This window comes from Candidatus Manganitrophus morganii, from assembly GCA_021651055.1.
GTDB classification, from domain to species: Bacteria; Nitrospirota; Nitrospiria; order SBBL01; family Manganitrophaceae; genus Manganitrophus; species Manganitrophus morganii.
This window is the reverse complement of sequence record JAJHOH010000001.1, coordinates 2,225,644-2,243,443: the sequence shown is the minus strand read 5'-3', so window position 1 is coordinate 2,243,443 and position 17,800 is coordinate 2,225,644. Positions and strand designations below refer to the sequence as shown.

The following is a 17,800-nucleotide window of genomic DNA, read 5'->3' as shown; positions in this document are numbered from 1 at the left end:
TCGGAGTCCATGATCCACGGAGAACCAATCGTACTCATATTCCATTTAAAGAAGACGCCGCCGATTCCGGTCACTCGGTTCATATCAATGCGCCTCAGCCCAATTGGCCGCCACGCCGATATCCACTGTCAACGGCGCCTTCAGCTGAATCACCCCCTCCATCTTCTCTTTCACCTTCTCCTTCATCAGCGGGATTTCGCTTTCGGGAACCTCGAAGATCAATTCATCATGCACCTGCAAGATCATCCGGCTTTTCACCTCGGCTTCCTGCATCCAGCGATAAATGTCGATCATCGCCTTTTTGATGATGTCGGCGGCGGTCCCTTGGAGTGGGGTGTTGACGGCGAGGCGTTCGCCAAGACCGCGGGTTTGGGTGTTGCGGCTGGAAAGCTCGGCGATGTGGCGGCGGCGGCCGAAGAGGGTGGTGACGTAACCCTGCTGGGTGGCGGTCTCCAGCATCTGGTCGATGAAGCGCTGGACCCCTTGGTAGTTTTCAAAGTAGCGGTCGATGTAGCGCTTTGCCTCGGTCTGCGAAACGCCGAGATTCGAGGCCAGACCGAACGGGCTGATCCCGTAAATAATTCCGAAGTTGACCGTCTTCGCGACACGCCGCATCTCGGAGCTGATCTCTTGTTTCGGAAGACCGAAAAGCTGAACCGCCGTCCGGGTGTGGACATCTTCGCCGGTCCGGAACGATTCGATCAACACCGGGTCCTCCGACATATGGGCCAAGAGGCGCAGCTCGATCTGGTTGTAGTCGGCGGAGAGGAGTTGATGCCCTGGCTCGGCGATGAAGGCCTGCCGGATGCGGCGGCCAAGCTCCCCTTTGATCGGGATGTTCTGGAGGTTCGGGTCTTTGGAAGAGAGACGGCCGGTGGCGGCGATCGTCTGGTTGAGCTGCGTGTGGACCCGGCCGGTCTCGGGGTGGATCAATTTGGGAAGGGCGTCGACGTAGGTCGATCTGAGCTTCATAAGCTGCCGGCTGTTTAAGATCTCCGCCGGCAGCTCGTGACGGACCGCGAGCTGAGTGAGCACTTCTTCATCGGTCGAGTAGCCGGTCTTGGTCTTTCGGATCGGCGGGAGGCCCAGCTTCACAAAGAGGATCTCGGCCAGCTGTTTGGGAGAGCCGATGTTGAACTCCTCTCCGGCCAGCCGATAGATCCGCTCGGTCAGATCAACGAGCTTCGCGTCGAGCTCCTTGGAGATCTCCGAAAGAAGATCGGCATCAATCTTCACCCCGTTGCGCTCAATCTCGGCCAGCACCGGGACCAGCGGCATCTCCAGATCGTTGAAAAGCGGGGTGAGCCCCTGCCCATCCAAAAGAGACGGAAGCAGGTCGGCCAGCTTGAGAATGGCATCGGCCCGTTGGCAAAGATAGGGGGCGATCCGCGAAGGCTGCGCTTCGATAAGAGGATGCGCTTTCGCCTCCTTGTCCCCGCCGGCCGCCTCGGTGGCGGTGGTCAGCCGCTCTTTGAGGTATTCGAAGGCGACCGTCTCCAGCGTGTGATCGCGGCGTCCGGGGTTCAGAAGATACGAGGCGATCATCGTATCGAAGGAAGCGTTTCGAAGGACGATCCCGCGCCGGCCCAAGACAATCTCGGCCAACTTCAGATCATGCCCGACCTTGATGATCGACGCCGACTCCAAGATCGTTTTGATCTCCGGCGGGAGCTGCTTTCGATCCTCCAGCGGAATGTAAAAGGCCTCCCCTTTCTCCGGGCAGAAAGCGATTCCGACCCACTCGGCCCGCATCGGCTCCTCGGAAGTAAGGAGCATGTCGACGGCGACCCGCGCTTTCTTTTGAACGGCGTCGATCTCTTTTCCCGCCTCGGTGAGAAGAAGAATCCGGTAACCGTCGGCCATCGTCGGCGGCGGGAGGGTCAGCCCCTTGAGGATGTTCGAAAACTCCATCTCATTGCAGAGGGGAATCAAGCGCTCAAAGTCGGGCGATTGCATTTGAAACCGCGCCGGATCGAACTCGATCGGGCAATCGGTGTCGATCAGGGCAAGCGAGCGGGAAAGGCGCGCCGTCTCCGCCTCCGCCTCCAGCGTCTGGCGAAGCTTCGGCTTCTTCACCTGATCGAGGTTTGCAAGAAGATGTTCGATCGTTCCGAACTGTTGGACCAGCTGAACGGCCGTCTTCTCGCCGATCCCGTTGACGCCGGGAATGTTGTCGACCGAATCGCCCATCAACCCCATGATCTCGACGACCTGGGCCGGCGTCGTTCCGAATTTTTCCAAAATCTCCTTCTCGGTGTAGTGCTTCTCCTTCATCGTGTCGTAGACGGAAACACCGGGGGAGATCAGCTGGAACATATCTTTATCGCCGGTCACCACGACCACCCGATATCCCTGGGCCTCCCCCTTTTTCGCCAAGGTGCCGATGAGATCGTCGGCCTCGAAGCCGTCCCCCATGATCACCGGAATGCGGAACGCCTCGACCATCCGGTGGATGTAGGGGATCTGAAGCGCGAGCGGATCGGGCATCTCCGGACGATGGATTTTATAGTCCTGGTAGGCGGTGTGGCGGAAGGTGGGACCCTTCGTGTCGAAGGCAATGGCAAGGTAGTCGGGCTTTTTGTCCTTGATGATCTTGAGCAACATTTGGGTGAAACCATACACTGCATTCGTCGGAAATCCGGTTGAGGTTGAGAGCTCCCGGATTGCAAAATAGGCTCGGTAAATATAGGAACTTCCGTCGATGATATAGAATGTTTTCTTTGCCATGGAAATCCTTCGGGAAAAAGTTCCACCTATCTTACAACGGCGGTGTGGAGGTGTCAATTTAAGCCGGGTACGTTTATCCGCGGCTCGATCTAATCCAAACGGCGTAGGCGCGCTCCTCCATTGGTAGCATTGACGCTTCCTCTCTTAATTCCTTAATCTAAATATAAAGAGTGTTTTTTGAGTTTCGGACCACTTAATCAGCGAAGGGCCTCTCGACGCGGTGAAGGACAGAACCTAACGCGATGAGGAGGTTGTTCTACCGACGTTTTGGGGTCCTTCGTTCCTCCGTTGTGAATCGATTCGGGCCATCCATTCACTTGAAGCCAAGGAGACCCCCATGAATCCAGCCAGGGTGACGATTCCAAATGAGCCGATCTCCCTTCACGAAGCAACGCTCCCCGGAGTTTTCTGCGGTCTGATCGGGGCCGCTTCAATGGCCGCAGTGGCAATGCTATTTGCCCTTTTTTTTCAGGGCGACCTCTGGCGCCCGATGAAGCTGGCGGCGGCAACATTCCTCGGCGAAGGGGCGATCGGCCCCGGTTTTCAATTCGGACCGGTCTTCCTCGGTCTGGCGCTTCACCTGACCCTGTCGGTGGCGCTGGGAGTCTTCTTTGTCTGGCTAGGAGGTTACCTGAGCGTCGGGGGGGCGATCGCCTGGGGGGTGATCTTCTCCCTTTCCATCTGGGTCATCATGCAATTCGGACTGCTTCCTGTGATGAATCCTTGGCTGGCCGCCGCGCCGCCGATCCCGTTTGCGTTGGCCCATATCGCGTTTGGAATCAGCTTGGGAATCTATCCCCGTTTTCTGAAAGCGGCGGCCGAGGCCCCGGCGGTTCGGCGCAAGGCGGCATGATTTTCGGTTCTATATAAATAAAGGTGGCGGTAGAAATGGTCAAAGGGGTGATTGCAGATGTAGATGGAACGCTGGTCGACAGCAACGACGCCCATGCGAGCGCCTGGCAGGAGGCGTTTCAGGAATTCGGAATCCAAGTTAAATGGGAAGAGATCCGTTGCGAAATCGGGAAAGGGGCCGATCAGCTCCTTCCCCGCTTTCTCACCCCGGAGCAGATCTCCGAGCTTGGAACCAAGATCCATAAGCGGAAGAAAGAGATTTTCAAGAATAAGTATTTCGACCAGATCCGGCCCCTTCCCGGCGTGATCCCCCTCTTCGAGCGGCTTCATCAAGACAAGAAAACCATTGTCCTCGCCACTTCCAGCGGGGGGAGCGAGGTCCAGCACTATATCCGTCTTCTTGGAATCGACCGCTGGGTGCGGGATGTCCTCTCAGGCGATGATGTCGCCCGATCCAAACCGTATCCCGACCTGTTTCATCTCACCCTCGATCGTTTTCATTGGAAATCCTCCGACGCGGTGGTCCTCGGCGACACACCGTATGATGTGGCGGCCGCCAAAGAGATCGGTCTCCCGACGATTGCGGTTTTGACGGGGGGATTTTCGGAGGAGACGCTTCGGAAAGCGGGGGCGGACGAGATCTATCCCGATCTCCCCGCTCTGTTAAAAAATTATGAATCGTCGATATTGGGTGTAAAAAATCGTTCAGCAGCGTAGTTCTTAAGGAGGTATTTTCGATGGCGCGCGCATTTGGAAGAAGGTCGATTATCCCGTCGGTGTTGCCTTCCCGCACCACCATGTTGTTAGCCGGTCTCACCCTCGGCATCCTGTTCGCACCGCGAAACGGCCGGAGCACCCGGACCCTGATCGCTCAGAGATATCATGACTGGATGGATCGAATCAGTGTGTGGCTTGAGAGTCTTGCCAAGAAGACGCGACAGCAGAGCACCCGCGTTCAGGGGGTGGTCTACCAGATGCGGGAGAGGGCGATTCCCGAGGAGATGATCGTCAGCGATGAAATCCTGGCGCAACGGGTCCGAAGCGAGCTGGGGCGCTTTTTCAATACGGCGATCATCGACATCGCCACACAGGAGGGGACGGTGACCCTTCGGGGGAGCATTCCCAGCGATCAGGAAAAACAAGACATCATCGATATGGCCCGAAGGGTCCGCGGGGTCCGCGATGTGATCAACCTCTTTTCATAAGACCGGCCGCCTCCTCCGCCGCTTTGGAAGGACCGATTCTCCTCTCTCCGTCGCGCTATTTGCGCATTGCACTTCAACCCCGGGTCTGCTAAAATGGCTTCCTTCAAGGCGGCGTACCCAAGTGGTTAAGGGAGCAGTCTGCAAAACTGCGATTCAGCGGTTCAAATCCGCTCGCCGCCTCCACTTTTTCCTCAGCCATTTCCGCTGTTCAAAGCTTCCTTCCTCTCCTCCTACAGACCGTTTCCTAATCGCGTCACGGTTCCAAAAGGCCGATCTCTCCGATCATCCGCCGCTATCGCCTTGGGAGGCGTTCACTTAGTTGACAGCCCCCCTTTTTATGCTACGATTTCACAATGAAGAAGAAGCGGAAGAAAGCGCCGAGCGTTCTGATCGCCGATGACAGCGCCTTCGAAGTTGATCAGATCAAGATCATGTTTGAGAAGATGGGCTTCGAGGTCTCCTGGACCTATACCGGCGGCGATGCGATCAAGCAGGCCCGGCGAAACCCTCCCGATCTGATTCTTCTCGACGTGGTTCTCCCCGATATCACCGGACACGATGTCTGCCGGCTGCTGCGCGCCAGCCCCGAGACGATGAACATTCCCCTCATCATGATCACCGTCCGGGATAAAACGGAGGATCTGGTCCTCGGTTTCGAGCAAGGGGCGAACGATTACATCACCAAGCCGTTCGATGCGCGCGAGCTCAAAGCGCGCGTCAACGCCTGCCTCCGGATGAAACAGCTTCAGGACGACCTGACACAGAAGAACGAGGAATATAAGATCCTTCTCAAGAACGTTCAGGAGCTCGCGATGACCGATCCGGTCACCGGCCTCTTCAACCGCCGTTATTTCAGAGAAGTCTTACAGCAGGAGTTCTCCCGCGCGCAACGATACGGCACCCTCTTTTCCTGCTTCATGATCGACGTCGATCACTTTAAACCGATCAATGACACCTATGGTCATGAGTCGGGAGACCGGGTCTTAAACGAAGTGGCGCGCTTGCTTCAGGTCCAACTGCGCGATGTCGATCTGATCGCCCGTTATGGCGGCGACGAATTTGCCGTTCTCCTTCCCGAGTCGGCCCGGGAGAAGTCCCGTCAGGTCGCGGAGCGGATCCGCGAAGCCGCCTACAGTCAAATCCACTCCTTTCTTCCCAAGCGGCATTCAGTGACCCTCAGCATCGGCATCTCCGGATTGCCCGATCCCGGCCTCCAACACCCCTCTCAGGTCATCGCGACCGCCGACTTTGCCCTCTACCGTGCGAAGCGCGCCGGAAAAAATCGAGTCGATATGGCCACCTTTCAGGAGATGGGAAGCCAACCTTCTCCCGAAGAGGAAGAAAAGCTGGATCAGCCCCACTAAAGGTCCCCTTTATTGACTTCACTCCCCTCTTCCGGTTATTTTCTCAACTCAAATGCACAAAGAATGTCGATCCGTTCAGCCGTTCGGGCAGGTTGCAAAAAGAGATCGGTTATGCTATAAATTACGGAAACTACGGGAAAAAATATGTCTATTTTAAAAGTCGCCAAACTGGGAAACCCCATCCTTCGGAGGGTCGCAGCGCCCGTAACCCCGGCCGATTGTCAAGATCCGAACTTCCAAAATTTTCTTGAGGATATGGTCGAAACGATGCGGAAACTCGACGGCGTCGGACTGGCCGCGCCGCAGGTCTTCGAATCGAAACAGATTGTCGTCATCGAAGCCAATGCCAACCCTCGTTATCCGGCTGCCCCCGATCTTTCACTTTTGATCCTTCTCAACCCGACCTTTACGCATCTGTCCGAAGAGAAAGTTGAAGGATGGGAAGGCTGCTTGAGCGTGGAAAACCTTCGGGGCAAAGTGCTTCGCTCGGCGCGGGTCGGCTTGAAGGCATTCAATCGCGACATGCAGCCGGTCGAAATGGAAGCCGAGGGCTTCCTCGCCATTGTCCTCCAGCATGAAATCGACCACTTAAACGGAAAGGTTTATCTCGACCGGATGAAAGATTTCTCCACATTGACCCATCTGGCTGAATTTGAGCGTTACTGGGTGAGAGATCCGGCGGAAGTCGGATAACCATGATCATTTTCTCCCCTTTGTTTTAATCTCCTGTCTCACCGATTCACCGGCAATCACGCAATCATTAATATCATCGAGTAGAATGCGCGTTAAACTGACGGTCCAAAAATTTAACCCCGACGTCGATCCGAAGCCTTACAAAAAGGACTACTTCGTCGAGGCCAGCCGGGGGATGACCCTGCTGACCGCCCTCTTAAAGATCAAGGCCGAGACCGACGGCACCCTCACCTTCCGCGCCTCCTGCCGGGCGGCGATCTGCGGCTCCTGCCTGATGCAGGTCAATGGAAGCCAAAAGCTCGCCTGCAAGCTCCCCCTCAAAGAAGAGCTCGAACACCATGGGAAAATCGAGGTCGGACCGATGGCGAACATGCCGGTGATCAAAGACATGGTCGTTCAGATGACCCCCTTCTGGGAGAAGATCAAGGCGGTCGATCCCTTCCTGATGACGAAGAACGGGGCGGAGGTTCCGACCGAAGCGTTGAAGGATATTCACGAGAAACTGCACAATGCCGACGGCTGCATAATGTGCGGGGCGTGCGTTTCGGCCTGCACCAGTTTCGAAGTCTCCCGCGGATTTCTCGGTCCGGCCGCATTGGCCAAAGCCTACCGCTTTCAGGCCGATCCGAGAGACCAAGCACATCTCCCTCGTCTGGAGGCGCTTCAGGGACCCGACGGAATTTGGGACTGCGTCCGGTGCAACTTCTGCGTGCAGGTCTGCCCGAAAGATGTCCGACCGATGGAGCAGATCGTGCGCCTTCGGCGATTGTCGATCGACGCCGGGTTCTCCGAATCGGTGGAGGCCAGACACATTACCGAGTTTGCCAAAGTGGTCGGTGAGGAGGGTCGGCTGAACGAGACGCGCCTGCCGATCTTAATGACGTGGGGAAATATCCGAAAGATGCTCCGAATCATTCCGCTCGGGATCAAGATGTTCTTGCACGGGAAGACGCCGTTTCCCTTCAAGCGCGTCCCGGGACGTGATGAAGTCCGGGCCATCTTCAAACGTTGGGAGAAAACGAAATGAAGTACGCCCTCTTCCCAGGATGCGCCTCCAAGGGAGCCACCCCCGAGCTCTACACCTCCACCATGAAAGTGGTCGGACGCCTCGGTCTCGACATCGTTGAGCTTGAAGCGTTTAACTGCTGCGGGGCCGGCGTGATCAGCGAAGCCGACCCGGATCTCGCCTACACCCTCAATGCCCGGACCCTCGCCACCGCCGAGAAGATGGGGATCAACAATGTCATGACGATCTGCGGAACCTGCCAGGGGATCCTGGGCGGGGCGAACAAGAACTTGCAAGAAGACGAGGTCCTGCGCGAACGGATCAACCGGGCGCTCAAGGACGCCACCGGGCTGGAGTACCACGGAACCGTCGAAGTGAAACATCTTCAGTGGATTTTGATCAAAGATTTCGGCTTGGACGAGCTGAGCAAGTTTATTACCCATCCTTTGAACGTATCGATCGCGCCGTTCTACGGCTGCTATATTTTGCGCCCTTCTCGCGCCACCGGCTTTGACGATTGGGAAAATCCGACCTCGCTCGAGAAATTGATCCGAGCTGTCGGTGCCTATCCGGTCGAATACGACGGCCGGACAAAGTGCTGCGGCTTCCCCGTGCTCCTGGAGAAAGATCAGATTGCGCTGAGCATGGTCGCGAAGAACGTCGGCGAGGCGAAGGAAAAAGGAAGCGACGCGATGGTCACCCCCTGCCCCCTCTGCCACATGAGCCTCGATATCTATCAGGACCACGCCGAAGACCGGCTTCAGCAAACCCGTCCGGACGAGACGCTCGGTGTTCCGATCCTCCACCTTCCTCAACTCCTCGGCCTGGCAATGGGCTTCTCACCCAAAGAGCTCGGGATGAAGCGACACCTTGTTTCCACCGCACCTCTGATTGAAAAAATACAGTAACAAGGCAGATTGATGGCGAGAACACAAATTCCGGATTGGGTTCCCCTTTTTCCCCTCCCGAATGTGGTCTTCTTTCCAAAGACCTATCTTCCCCTCCATATTTTCGAACCACGTTACCGCGAGATGGTCGAAGATGCCTTGGGCGGGGATCGGATGATCGGAATGGTCCTCTTGAAAGAGGGCTGGGAAATCAATTATGATGGGAACCCGCCGATCCATGAGACCGGCTCGGTCGGGCGGATCATTCGATCCCAACGGCTCGACGACGGACGATACAACATCATTCTCTATGGCCTGAAGAAATGTCTGATTCGGGGCGAACGTCACGACCGGAGTTACCGGCAGGGGCGAATCGAGACCGTTGAGGAGCCTCAGACCGAGTTACTCCTCGCGCCGCTCAAAGAAAAGTTGGTCGATCTGACGATGCGCTACCGCCAGAAGATGCCGGGGGCCGAGGCGTTGGAGTCGATTTTGGAAATCGGGCTTGAAGACGATGTCTTGGTGGCGACCCTCTCGGCGGGGCTTCCGCTGACGGTCTTGGAAAAACAGTTTTTGCTGGAAGCCGGAGACCTCTCACAACGGGCAAAACGTTTGGCGGAATTGATGGAGATGGGTCTTCATACCATTGGACAAACGGATGGACAAACGGAGGGATAGGTGACTTCAGAACTGAAACCGGGAGATGACGCTCCCCTTTTTATTCTCCCCTCCTCGGACGGGAAGAAGGTCGATCTGACCGCGTACCGGGGAAAGCGCCATGTCATCCTCTACTTTTATCCGAAGGATGATACCCCCGGCTGCACCAAGGAGGCGTGTGCTTTCCGAGATTCTTTCGCCGAACTGAAGAAGGCGAAGGCCGTGATCTTGGGGGTCAGTCTCGATCCGCTCGCCTCGCATCAAAAATTCGTTGAGAAGTATACCCTCCCTTTTTTGCTCTTGAGCGATACGGATGCCGCCGTTTCGAAAGCCTACGGCGTTTACAAGCTGAAGAATATGTATGGCCGGAAATTCTGGGGAATCGAGCGATCGACCTTTCTGATCGACCCGAAGGGGAAGGTCACCCATCTCTTCCGCCGTGTGAAAGTAGACGCCCATCTGGACGAGGTCCTCTCGGCGCTGAAGGAACTAAAAAGGGTTTGACATGCCGCGAAGACGCATGATATAGTTCGAAAATCATTTTCTTTTAACGCAACAAGGAGGTAGCCCTACCATGGCACTTTTGATCACCAGTGAATGCATCGCCTGCGCAGCCTGTCTGCCTGAGTGTCCGAACGAAGCGATCTTCGAGAACCGAAGCGACTGCGAATCAAAGGGATATAAATTGACCGGGGAAGACGGAGGCGGCCAGCTCGCTCACGCCACCAGCGACAACATCTACGTCATCACCTACGAACGCTGCACCGAATGTGTGGGCCACTTTGATGAGCCCCAGTGCGCGGCGGTTTGTCCGGTGTCCGACTGCTGCATCTCCGATCCGACCTATCCCGAAAAGGCCGATGTCCTTCTGGCAAAAGCCAAGTCACTGAATCCGGACAAGGAAATCGATCCGGCGCGTGTCTGGAGCGGAGTTCGGAACTAACGCACCGACGTTCGAGCGCAGCCTCTTAACTGAAAAAGGGAAGGCCCGATTAAAACCGGCCTTCCCTTTTTTTAGGCTCCATCCCCGCCGGGACGATTTACAATCGGTTCTTAAAGCAGATCACCAAATCGCGCACCGAGATGATCCCGACGATCTTTCCCTTGTCGGTCACGGCCAGGTGCCGCACCCCCTTCGTCGCCATCAGGTCGTTCGCCTCTTTGGCGGTCTTGTCGATATCGATCCCGATGACCGGCTGACTCATGATTCTTTCCACGGGAGTGGTGTCGGGATTGAGGCCGTCGGCGAGCGCCTTTCGGACAAAATCGGTCTCGCTCACAATCCCGATCCGCTCCATCCCCTCGCTGACCAGGAGGGAGCCGATTCGTTTATCCCGCATCTGTTTTGCCGCATCCCGTACCGTGGTCTTTGGGGAAATTTCCTGAAGATCCCGATGCATCAAAAGGGCCAATGGTGTCATCTTCTCCTCCCTAACGAATCGAAATGATTCTAATGGTTGGCATGAATCAATTGGGGAACAACCTCCGAGGCGCGCCCGATCAGAAGCAGATCCCGGTCTGCAATTTCCGAATCCACCATATTGATCTCGATCGTGAACGCCCCATGCTCCTTGGCGATCGATGCGAATGAAGCGGCGGGCTGAACGATTCCGGACGTTCCGATCACCAAGAAAACCCCTCCTCCTTGGCATGCCTCCAGACTCTTTTTCAGATGGAGCGTGTTAATCGCCTCTCCAAACCAGACCACATCGGGACGGAGCAATGAATGACAAAGATCGCAATGGGGAAGCCGGGGAAGCTCGAGGGAGCGGTTTTCCGTGATCCGACCGCAGCGCATGCAACGCATCCGCCAAAGGCTTCCATGCAACTCGATGATCTTCCGGCTCCCGGCCAGTGGATGAAGCCCGTCGACATTTTGAGTGATCAACGTGAAACCCGGACAGGCGTTCTCAAGTGAGACCAACGCTTCGTGCGCCGGGTTGGGACGTTTTTCCGAGATGATTTGACGCCGCCAGTGATACCACTCCCAGACAATCTCAGGATGTGATTCAAACGCCTCGGGCGTGGCAAGCTCTTCCGCCCGAAACTGCTTCCAGAGCCCCCCCTCTCCCCTGAACGTGGGAACCCCGCTGTCGGCTGAAATCCCGGCGCCGCTTAAAACGGTGATCGAATGGGCGGAGGCGATCCGATCCCGCGCTGTTTTGATTAGGCTTTCGGTGAGGATAGATCCTCCTCAAATGAATGGGTTGAGTATACCGAATCGTCTCCATGAAAACAATAAAATCAGATTTCTATTGACATCAAGGAGAATTCCTAAGTATTCTAAGCCCTTTGAGTGCCAAGAAAATATGGGGAGGAAAAATGAAACGAGGCCTGCTTCTGGTCAAGAAGGAGAGAGGACAACGGCGAAAAATGAGGGAAGCCCTTAAAGAGGGCCCGACCGCCTACCGGATCTATGAAGCGGAGACCCTCCGGCAGGGGCTTCGCATTCTCTCCAAGGAGAAGGTCGATCTGATCATCTACGACGATCCGGCCTCCACCCATCCCCCCGAAATGGATCTCTCCCCTCTCTCCTCTTTTGTCGATCAAAGAGTCGCCCAAGAGATTCCCCTTTTGCTGATCGGATCTCCCCACGATGCGCTTCAAAAACAGAAAGCGCTCGACAACGGCGCGTGGGATTACATCACCCGCCCCTACCGGATTCAGGATCTGGTCCTACGCGCCGAAGTCCTCTTGCGGATCAAAGCGACACAGGATAAACTCAAGCAGCGTATCCGGCAATTGGAACGTCTGTCGATCATCGATCCTTTAACCGGGCTTTACAATCGTAAATATCTGAAAGAATTTCTGCAGCGGGAGATTCGGCGGGCGGAACGGCAAAAGGGACAGATCTTCTGCATGATGATGGATGTCGATCATTTTAAGCGAATCAACGACGACTTAGGCCATCTCAACGGAGATCGGGTTTTGCAGGAGATCGGGACGATTCTCCGAGACCTTCTTCGGGGATACGACTTCGCCGCGCGATACGGCGGAGACGAATTCACCATCGTGCTGCCTCAGCGGATGGAAGAGAAGGCGGCGTTGGAGGTGGCCGAACGAATCCGCCGAACGATTGCAGATCATGTTTTCGGTTTACGAAAAGGAAAGAAGGGAGGGACCCGATTTACCGTGAGCATCGGCCTGGCGACCTTCCCTTCCCCCGGTATCGATACCGAAGAGACCCTCATTGCGGCTGCAGACGATGCCCTCTATGGCGCCAAGCGTTCCGGGAAGAACTGCGCCCTCATTCATCAACCAAATGAGCCGAATGAATTCGCCTGAAAATGACCGCACCCTTGACGCATTGATCCGACTGTTGGGAGAGGAAGCTGCCCACTTCGAGATCATCCGCCGACGATTGGTCGAGATAGGCTCCCCCGCCCTCCCCGCGCTGGAGCGGTGCGTGAGGGAAGGCGCTCCATTGATATCGGAGCGGGCCGTCCAGATTATCGAGTCAATCCGGCTTGAAGCGTTGGATGAGGAGTGGCAACGTTATGCCGAGAAAGAACCCTGCTCCCTGGAAGAGGGGGTCTTTCTCCTCGCTCGATTCGCCTACCCGGAGATGAATTCGGAAATTTATCGGACAAAGATCGATCGGATGGCCGAGGTCCTCCGGAGGAGGATTCAACCCGACTCGTCTCCCCCCGCGGTGATCCGGACCCTGAATCAGTATCTCTTCGAAGAGCTTCTCTTCTCAGGAAATCGCGAGAACTACTACCTCCCGGAAAACAGCTATATCAATACCGTCCTCGACACAAAGAAGGGGATTCCGATCAGCTTATCGGTGGTGATGCTCCTTCTTGCAGAGAGGCTGAGTCTCCCTCTCCACGGAATCGGGATGCCGGGTCACTTCCTGGTTTCCTGGTCGGATGAACGAGACGAAATTTACATCGATCCCTACCATGAAGGCCGGATGCTGACCCGCGGGGAGATTGAATCGCAACTCCCAGGAGACGAAAAAGGGCTCATCGCTCAATACCTCCGAAAGGTTTCCACACGCCAGATCATTACAAGGATGATCCGCAATCTCATTCACATTTATACTGAAGGGGGAGAAACGGAAAAAGGTTCCTGGTTGGAGCGGTTCCACAAACGGGTTCATTCGACTTAGTGGACGGCGCGAGGGAAAGAATCTTGCGCTAAAACGACGGAAATCTTAGGAGGGTTCTTCGTCGGGAAGATCTTCTTCCAAGGAGAGGTTCCAGTAAAGATAATCACGCCAGCTTTCCGGCGTCTTTTTAATCCCGATGGTGATCGTTAAGGAAGGGCTCCAGCTCGGCTTCTCCGGCTTCTTGATCAGCCGCATGTTCGCCTCGTCGGGGGTGCGTCCGCTTTTCCGATTATTACACCGGATACAGGCGGTCACGATGTTGGTCCAGGTTTTCTTCCCTCCCTTGGCGATCGGGACGACATGATCAAAGGTCAGCTCATCGGCCCGGAAGCGCTGGCCGCAATATTGGCAAGAATGTTTGTCCCTTGCGAAGATATTTCCCCGGGAAAACTTGACGACCCGCTGGTTTTTCTTGATTTTGACGAGTTCGAGAAGACGCAGCACGGAAGGAAGTCGGAAGGAAATAGAAACGCCTCGGATCTCCCGATCGTAAACCTCCAGAACCTCTACTTTCCCCTGGCACAAGAGAAGAATCGCTTTTTTCCAAGGGATGACCCGCAAAGGCTCGTAGGTTGCGTTTAATAGAAGGGTCATTTCCATACTGCCTCTTTAGAAATTATACCATGTTTACCCCGATGCACTCAGAGTAAAGCACTCTAAGGAAGAAATGCGGATAACGGACTGAGGATTGGAAAGTAAGAGGTGGGTTAAGATCTTCCGAACGGTACACAAGGAGGTCATCCGAACGAAGGTGAACCATCATTGGAGTGTTGGTGCCGAAGGGGGGATTTGAACCCCCACGGGTTGCCCCACACGCCCCTCAAACGTGCGTGTCTACCAGTTCCACCACTTCGGCAAATTTCGGCCATTATAATGACTCCGCATTATCCTGTCAAGCAATCCGCGATGAAAACGCCGTCATCAGTAATGAAAAAACGATGCGCCCTTTGATCGATCATAGCGTTGACTTGGGAAATGCTTTCTGATACCCTAAGCCCCGCTTATGGAAAACGGAACGATCGAACAGCTTCAAAAGAAAGCCACGCTCCTTCGGCGAGACATCGTGGAGATGATCACCGCCGCCGCCTCCGGACATCCCGGAGGGTCCCTCTCGGCGGCCGATCTGATCACGGCCCTCTATTTTAAGCTCCTCCGCCACAAACCGTCCGATCCGGAATGGGCAGACCGCGATCGATTCATTCTGAGCAAGGGGCACGGCGCCCCCGCCCTTTATGCAGCGTTGGCGCGGACCGGTTATTTTCCGGTTGAAGCGCTGAAAACCCTCCGGAAGCTCGGCAGCCCCCTTCAGGGCCACCCTGAAAAAGGAAAGCTCGCCGGCGTTGAAGCCTCCACTGGATCGCTGGGCCAGGGGGTCTCGATCGGGGCGGGAATGGCGCTGGCGGGACGGCTCGACCGGAAAGATTATCGCGTTTATGTCTTGATGGGGGACGGCGAAGCGAACGAGGGACAGGTCTGGGAGGCCGCTATGTTCGCCGCCCATTACAAGATCGATCATCTGACCGTGATCCTCGATTGCAATCGCCAGCAGTTGGACGGTTGGACGACCGAGATCCTCGACATCGAGCCGCTCGCGGACAAATGGCGGGCCTTCGGCTGGCATGTGATCGATTTCAACGGACATGACTTCGGCCAAATCTTAAACGCTTTCGACGAGGCTCAACGCACCGTCGGAAAACCGACGCTTCTCCTTGCCCGCACCATCAAGGGAAAGGGGGTCTCCTTCATGGAGAACAATCTCGAATTCCATGGCGTGGCGCCGACCACAGATCAGCTTCAGGCCTCCCTCAAGGAGCTCGACCGATGAATGCCAAGAGTCCTTCCGAAATGAAATCAGCCGTCCAGCGTGAGAAAAAGCTCGGCCTCGCAACGCGCGACGCCTACGGTCAGGTGCTGGTAGAGCTCGGCAAGGCCGATCCCCGGATCGTGGCGGTCGATGCCGACCTTTCAAAATCAACCAAGAGCGGTCTCTTCGGAAAAGCCTTTCCCGACCGCTTCTTCAACTGCGGCATCGCCGAAGCGAACATGGTCTCCGTGGCGGCGGGACTCGCCTCCTGCGGGAAAATCCCTTTCGCTTCTAGCTTCGCTTCCTTCCTTCTCTGCAAGTCGTTCGATCAACTCCGGATGTCGGTCGCGAATCCCTCGTTGAATGTGAAAATCGTCGGCTCCCACGGCGGGATCAGCTTGGGAGAAGACGGCGCATCGCAGCAGAGCGTCGAAGATTTCGCCCTTGCCTGCGCCCTGCCGAAATTTACCGTCCTCTCGCCGGCGGATGAGATCTCCTGCAGAGCGCTCGTCCGGCTGGCGGCGGAACATGTCGGCCCGGTCTACATCCGGACCGGACGGCCGAAGGCGCCGATTCTCTACACCGGATCAGAACATTTTCAGTTGGGACGCGCCAACAAGATTGTCGCAGGAGAGGATGTGACGATTATCGCCAATGGGCTTCTGGTGTGGGAGGCGTTGGTCGCTTCCGACATCTGCCGGGAGCGGGGGATCTCTGTCGCCGTGCTCGACCTGCATACCCTCAAGCCGATCGATGAGGCTGCCGTTATCGCCGCCGCCGAGGAAACCGGCGCGATCGTCACGGCGGAGGAGCATCTTCTCTCGGGAGGGGTCGCAAGCCGCGTCGCTCAGGTGGTCGCAGAGCACCATCCGGTGCCGATGGCCTCGGTCGGAATCGCCGACACCTATGCGGAATCCGGCACCCCGACGGAGCTGATGGAGAAATACGGCTTGACCGCGAAACACATCGTCCAAGCGGTCGAGTCGGTCCTGAAGCGGAAGAAATAAACCGTCTCGTCTTTCCCCAAATCCTCACACAAACCGGTCCGATTAATAAACCACTTCATAGATTTGAACCGGATGGCTCTTCCCTTTGAGCATGACCGGCTCAAGCGGGATCGTTTTCATCTCCCCTTGGACCGCCTTGAACGTTTCCGGGCAGATGAGGATCTTTTGCTTTCCGCTCTTCGATTGGATTCGGGCGGCGAGATTGACCTCATCCCCGATGACCGAATACTCCATCCGCTTCTCGGAGCCGATGTTTCCCGCGACCACATCTCCCGTCGCGATTCCGATGCCGATATAAATCGCCTCCGCCCCCCGCCGATCCCGCTCTTCATTCAACTCCAGCAGGGCCCGCTGCATATCGACGGCGGTCCGCACCGCCCGGAGTGGATCATCCGGGTGACGCAGCGGCGCGCCGAAAATCGCCATCATCGCATCCCCGATAAACTTATCGAGATTCCCTTCATGGGTAATGATGATGTCGACCATCACCGTGAAATACTCATTGAGCATGCTGACGATCTCTTCCGGCGCCAGCCGTTCCGACATCGAGGTAAAACCCCGAATATCGGCGAAGAGAATGCTGGCGCGCCGGCGCTCCCCGGTCAGGACGATATCCTTGGCCCCCAGCACCTTTTCCGCAACCTGGGAAGAAACAAACCGTTGAAAGGTCCCTTTAATTCTGTCCCGCTCCCGCAGTCCGGCGATCATGAAATTAAATGAGTTGGCCAACGCGCCGATCTCATCTTTATTCGGGATTTCAACATCCGCCGCGAGGTTCCCCTTGCGAACTTCCTCCATCCCTCGAACCAGCACCTGGATCGGCTGTGTAATCGACGAAGCGACCGCCACCGCCACCACCCCCCCCAGGACGACGAAACCGAGGGTCAGGCCGAGCGCCGTCCGCCTCGAAGAAGAGACCTCCCGCTCCACTTCTTCGAGGGAAAAGCCGACGACAACCTTTCCCCGCCCGTCGGGCTGAAGCCCAACCTCCACCGGAAGAAGGGATCCCCATCGGGATGGACCCGAACGCTCCTCCTTGATCGCCCGCGCGTCGGTCACTTCCGAGATTAACTCTTTTTCAGCAGACGCAATCTCTTCTTGTTTTAATAATCCTTTCAGCAGGGACTGATTGATCGAAGCGGCCTGCACCTTCCCAAGCTCGTCGAAGACAACGATGTAAAGCACATTCGGGTCGAGTTGGGGAACGAGGGGGACAAAACTTTTAGAGAGCGTCCAAGAGGGAACCCCGGGAAGGGGAATCAGGCTCATTGTTCCGGCCGTCTGCGCGATCCTCACCGCCCGCCTTTTCATCTCGCTTCTCAAGGTTTGCTCATGGCGCAGGCCGAAGAGAAAAGAGATCGAAAACATAATGACCAGAATGAGAAAGACAACCGGAAGGGTGAGTTTCAGCCGAAGACCGATCTGGAGAGGAAAAAGCTTCATCCGAACCTACCTGGTAAAAAGAACGCGGTGAGAAACCGAAT

19 protein-coding genes and 2 tRNA genes are annotated in these 17,800 nt (G+C 56.1%); 15 read left to right on the top strand and 6 right to left on the bottom strand.

Annotation, left to right across the window (positions count from 1 at the left end; genetic code table 11):
* Positions 1-84: 84 nt before the first annotated feature.
* Positions 85-2,727 carry a DNA polymerase I gene (polA, locus tag MCM46_10235; protein MCG3112184.1) on the bottom strand — a complete coding sequence of 881 codons (2,643 nt, stop codon included), beginning with the start codon at positions 2,725-2,727 and terminating at the stop codon, positions 85-87.
* Positions 2,728-3,064: 337 nt separating this feature from the next.
* Between polA and MCM46_10230 the strand changes: the two genes are divergently transcribed.
* From MCM46_10230 to MCM46_10180, 11 genes are all read left to right on the top strand, one after another.
* Positions 3,065-3,580 (top strand): hypothetical protein, encoded by a 516-nt coding sequence (locus MCM46_10230; protein ID MCG3112183.1) that lies wholly within the window; start codon positions 3,065-3,067, stop codon positions 3,578-3,580.
* A gap of 23 nt (positions 3,581-3,603) precedes the next feature.
* Positions 3,604-4,296 carry an HAD family hydrolase gene (locus MCM46_10225; protein ID MCG3112182.1) on the top strand — a complete coding sequence of 231 codons (693 nt, stop codon included), beginning with the start codon at positions 3,604-3,606 and terminating at the stop codon, positions 4,294-4,296.
* A gap of 20 nt (positions 4,297-4,316) precedes the next feature.
* Positions 4,317-4,784, top strand: coding sequence for a BON domain-containing protein (locus MCM46_10220; GenBank protein ID MCG3112181.1), 468 nt, complete (start codon positions 4,317-4,319; stop codon positions 4,782-4,784).
* A gap of 107 nt (positions 4,785-4,891) precedes the next feature.
* Positions 4,892-4,967 (top strand) — tRNA-Cys (locus MCM46_10215).
* A gap of 170 nt (positions 4,968-5,137) precedes the next feature.
* Complete coding sequence (locus MCM46_10210; protein MCG3112180.1) at positions 5,138-6,148, top strand: diguanylate cyclase; 1,011 nt, start codon at positions 5,138-5,140, stop codon at positions 6,146-6,148.
* 144 nt (positions 6,149-6,292) lie between these two features.
* Positions 6,293-6,841, top strand: a complete 549-nt coding sequence (gene def / locus MCM46_10205; protein ID MCG3112179.1) for a peptide deformylase — start codon at positions 6,293-6,295, stop codon at positions 6,839-6,841.
* 85 nt (positions 6,842-6,926) lie between these two features.
* The gene (gene sdhB / locus MCM46_10200) at positions 6,927-7,868 is read left to right on the top strand and encodes a succinate dehydrogenase iron-sulfur subunit (protein ID MCG3112178.1); all 942 of its coding nucleotides are present in this window, start codon (positions 6,927-6,929) and stop codon (positions 7,866-7,868) included.
* Positions 7,865-8,755: a CoB--CoM heterodisulfide reductase iron-sulfur subunit B family protein gene (locus MCM46_10195; GenBank protein MCG3112177.1), complete on the top strand. Its 891-nt coding sequence runs from the start codon at positions 7,865-7,867 to the stop codon at positions 8,753-8,755. Before sdhB ends, MCM46_10195 begins: the two co-directional genes overlap by 4 nt.
* Positions 8,756-8,767: 12 nt before the next feature.
* Positions 8,768-9,412 (top strand): LON peptidase substrate-binding domain-containing protein, encoded by a 645-nt coding sequence (locus tag MCM46_10190; protein MCG3112176.1) that lies wholly within the window; start codon positions 8,768-8,770, stop codon positions 9,410-9,412.
* On the top strand, positions 9,413-9,895 hold the full coding sequence (gene bcp / locus MCM46_10185) for a thioredoxin-dependent thiol peroxidase (protein MCG3112175.1): 483 nt from the start codon (positions 9,413-9,415) through the stop codon (positions 9,893-9,895).
* A gap of 70 nt (positions 9,896-9,965) precedes the next feature.
* Entirely contained in the window at positions 9,966-10,334 is a 369-nt protein-coding gene (locus MCM46_10180; protein MCG3112174.1) for a 4Fe-4S binding protein, read from the top strand.
* Positions 10,335-10,431: 97 nt separating this feature from the next.
* Here MCM46_10180 and MCM46_10175 read toward each other — a convergent pair whose 3' ends face one another.
* Both MCM46_10175 and MCM46_10170 read right to left on the bottom strand, forming a co-directional pair.
* Positions 10,432-10,812 carry a CBS domain-containing protein gene (locus tag MCM46_10175; protein ID MCG3112173.1) on the bottom strand — a complete coding sequence of 127 codons (381 nt, stop codon included), beginning with the start codon at positions 10,810-10,812 and terminating at the stop codon, positions 10,432-10,434.
* 29 nt (positions 10,813-10,841) lie between these two features.
* Positions 10,842-11,519 carry an NAD-dependent deacylase gene (locus MCM46_10170; protein MCG3112172.1) on the bottom strand — a complete coding sequence of 226 codons (678 nt, stop codon included), beginning with the start codon at positions 11,517-11,519 and terminating at the stop codon, positions 10,842-10,844.
* Between the two features lie 194 nt (positions 11,520-11,713).
* On the opposite strand from MCM46_10170, the gene MCM46_10165 reads away from it, so the two are divergent.
* The gene (locus MCM46_10165) at positions 11,714-12,676 is read left to right on the top strand and encodes a diguanylate cyclase (GenBank protein ID MCG3112171.1); all 963 of its coding nucleotides are present in this window, start codon (positions 11,714-11,716) and stop codon (positions 12,674-12,676) included.
* Entirely contained in the window at positions 12,663-13,505 is an 843-nt protein-coding gene (locus MCM46_10160) for a transglutaminase-like domain-containing protein (GenBank protein ID MCG3112170.1), read from the top strand. The genes MCM46_10165 and MCM46_10160 overlap by 14 nt, the downstream gene beginning before the upstream one ends.
* A 45-nt stretch (positions 13,506-13,550) precedes the next feature.
* Here MCM46_10160 and MCM46_10155 read toward each other — a convergent pair whose 3' ends face one another.
* The gene (locus MCM46_10155) at positions 13,551-14,105 is read right to left on the bottom strand and encodes an HNH endonuclease (GenBank protein ID MCG3112169.1); all 555 of its coding nucleotides are present in this window, start codon (positions 14,103-14,105) and stop codon (positions 13,551-13,553) included.
* Positions 14,106-14,276: 171 nt separating this feature from the next.
* A tRNA-Leu gene (locus MCM46_10150) sits at positions 14,277-14,361 on the bottom strand.
* Between the two features lie 147 nt (positions 14,362-14,508).
* On the opposite strand from MCM46_10150, the gene MCM46_10145 reads away from it, so the two are divergent.
* Positions 14,509-15,330 carry a transketolase gene (locus MCM46_10145; GenBank protein ID MCG3112168.1) on the top strand — a complete coding sequence of 274 codons (822 nt, stop codon included), beginning with the start codon at positions 14,509-14,511 and terminating at the stop codon, positions 15,328-15,330.
* Positions 15,327-16,316, top strand: coding sequence for a transketolase family protein (locus MCM46_10140; protein ID MCG3112167.1), 990 nt, complete (start codon positions 15,327-15,329; stop codon positions 16,314-16,316). Before MCM46_10145 ends, MCM46_10140 begins: the two co-directional genes overlap by 4 nt.
* Positions 16,317-16,358: 42 nt before the next feature.
* On the opposite strand, the gene MCM46_10135 is transcribed toward MCM46_10140, so the two are convergent.
* A complete protein-coding gene (locus tag MCM46_10135; GenBank protein ID MCG3112166.1) occupies positions 16,359-17,759 on the bottom strand; it encodes an adenylate/guanylate cyclase domain-containing protein in 1,401 nt (466 codons plus the stop codon).
* Between the last annotated feature and the right edge of the window lie 41 nt (positions 17,760-17,800).

Excerpts from the sequence above, each read along its gene's own strand:
- polA (MCG3112184.1), bottom strand. The coding sequence starts at position 2,727 with ATGGCAAAGAAAACATTCTATATCATCGACGGAAGTTCCTATATTTAC.
- MCM46_10230 (MCG3112183.1), top strand. The coding sequence starts at position 3,065 with ATGAATCCAGCCAGGGTGACGATTCCAAATGAGCCGATCTCCCTTCAC.
- MCM46_10220 (MCG3112181.1), top strand. The coding sequence starts at position 4,317 with ATGGCGCGCGCATTTGGAAGAAGGTCGATTATCCCGTCGGTGTTGCCT.
- MCM46_10210 (MCG3112180.1), top strand. The coding sequence starts at position 5,138 with ATGAAGAAGAAGCGGAAGAAAGCGCCGAGCGTTCTGATCGCCGATGAC.
- def (MCG3112179.1), top strand. The coding sequence starts at position 6,293 with ATGTCTATTTTAAAAGTCGCCAAACTGGGAAACCCCATCCTTCGGAGG.
- sdhB (MCG3112178.1), top strand. The coding sequence starts at position 6,927 with ATGCGCGTTAAACTGACGGTCCAAAAATTTAACCCCGACGTCGATCCG.
- MCM46_10195 (MCG3112177.1), top strand. The coding sequence starts at position 7,865 with ATGAAGTACGCCCTCTTCCCAGGATGCGCCTCCAAGGGAGCCACCCCC.
- MCM46_10190 (MCG3112176.1), top strand. The coding sequence starts at position 8,768 with ATGGCGAGAACACAAATTCCGGATTGGGTTCCCCTTTTTCCCCTCCCG.
- MCM46_10180 (MCG3112174.1), top strand. The coding sequence starts at position 9,966 with ATGGCACTTTTGATCACCAGTGAATGCATCGCCTGCGCAGCCTGTCTG.
- MCM46_10175 (MCG3112173.1), bottom strand. The coding sequence starts at position 10,812 with ATGACACCATTGGCCCTTTTGATGCATCGGGATCTTCAGGAAATTTCC.
- MCM46_10165 (MCG3112171.1), top strand. The coding sequence starts at position 11,714 with ATGAAACGAGGCCTGCTTCTGGTCAAGAAGGAGAGAGGACAACGGCGA.
- MCM46_10160 (MCG3112170.1), top strand. The coding sequence starts at position 12,663 with ATGAATTCGCCTGAAAATGACCGCACCCTTGACGCATTGATCCGACTG.
- MCM46_10155 (MCG3112169.1), bottom strand. The coding sequence starts at position 14,105 with ATGGAAATGACCCTTCTATTAAACGCAACCTACGAGCCTTTGCGGGTC.
- MCM46_10145 (MCG3112168.1), top strand. The coding sequence starts at position 14,509 with ATGGAAAACGGAACGATCGAACAGCTTCAAAAGAAAGCCACGCTCCTT.
- MCM46_10140 (MCG3112167.1), top strand. The coding sequence starts at position 15,327 with ATGAATGCCAAGAGTCCTTCCGAAATGAAATCAGCCGTCCAGCGTGAG.
- MCM46_10135 (MCG3112166.1), bottom strand. The coding sequence starts at position 17,759 with ATGAAGCTTTTTCCTCTCCAGATCGGTCTTCGGCTGAAACTCACCCTT.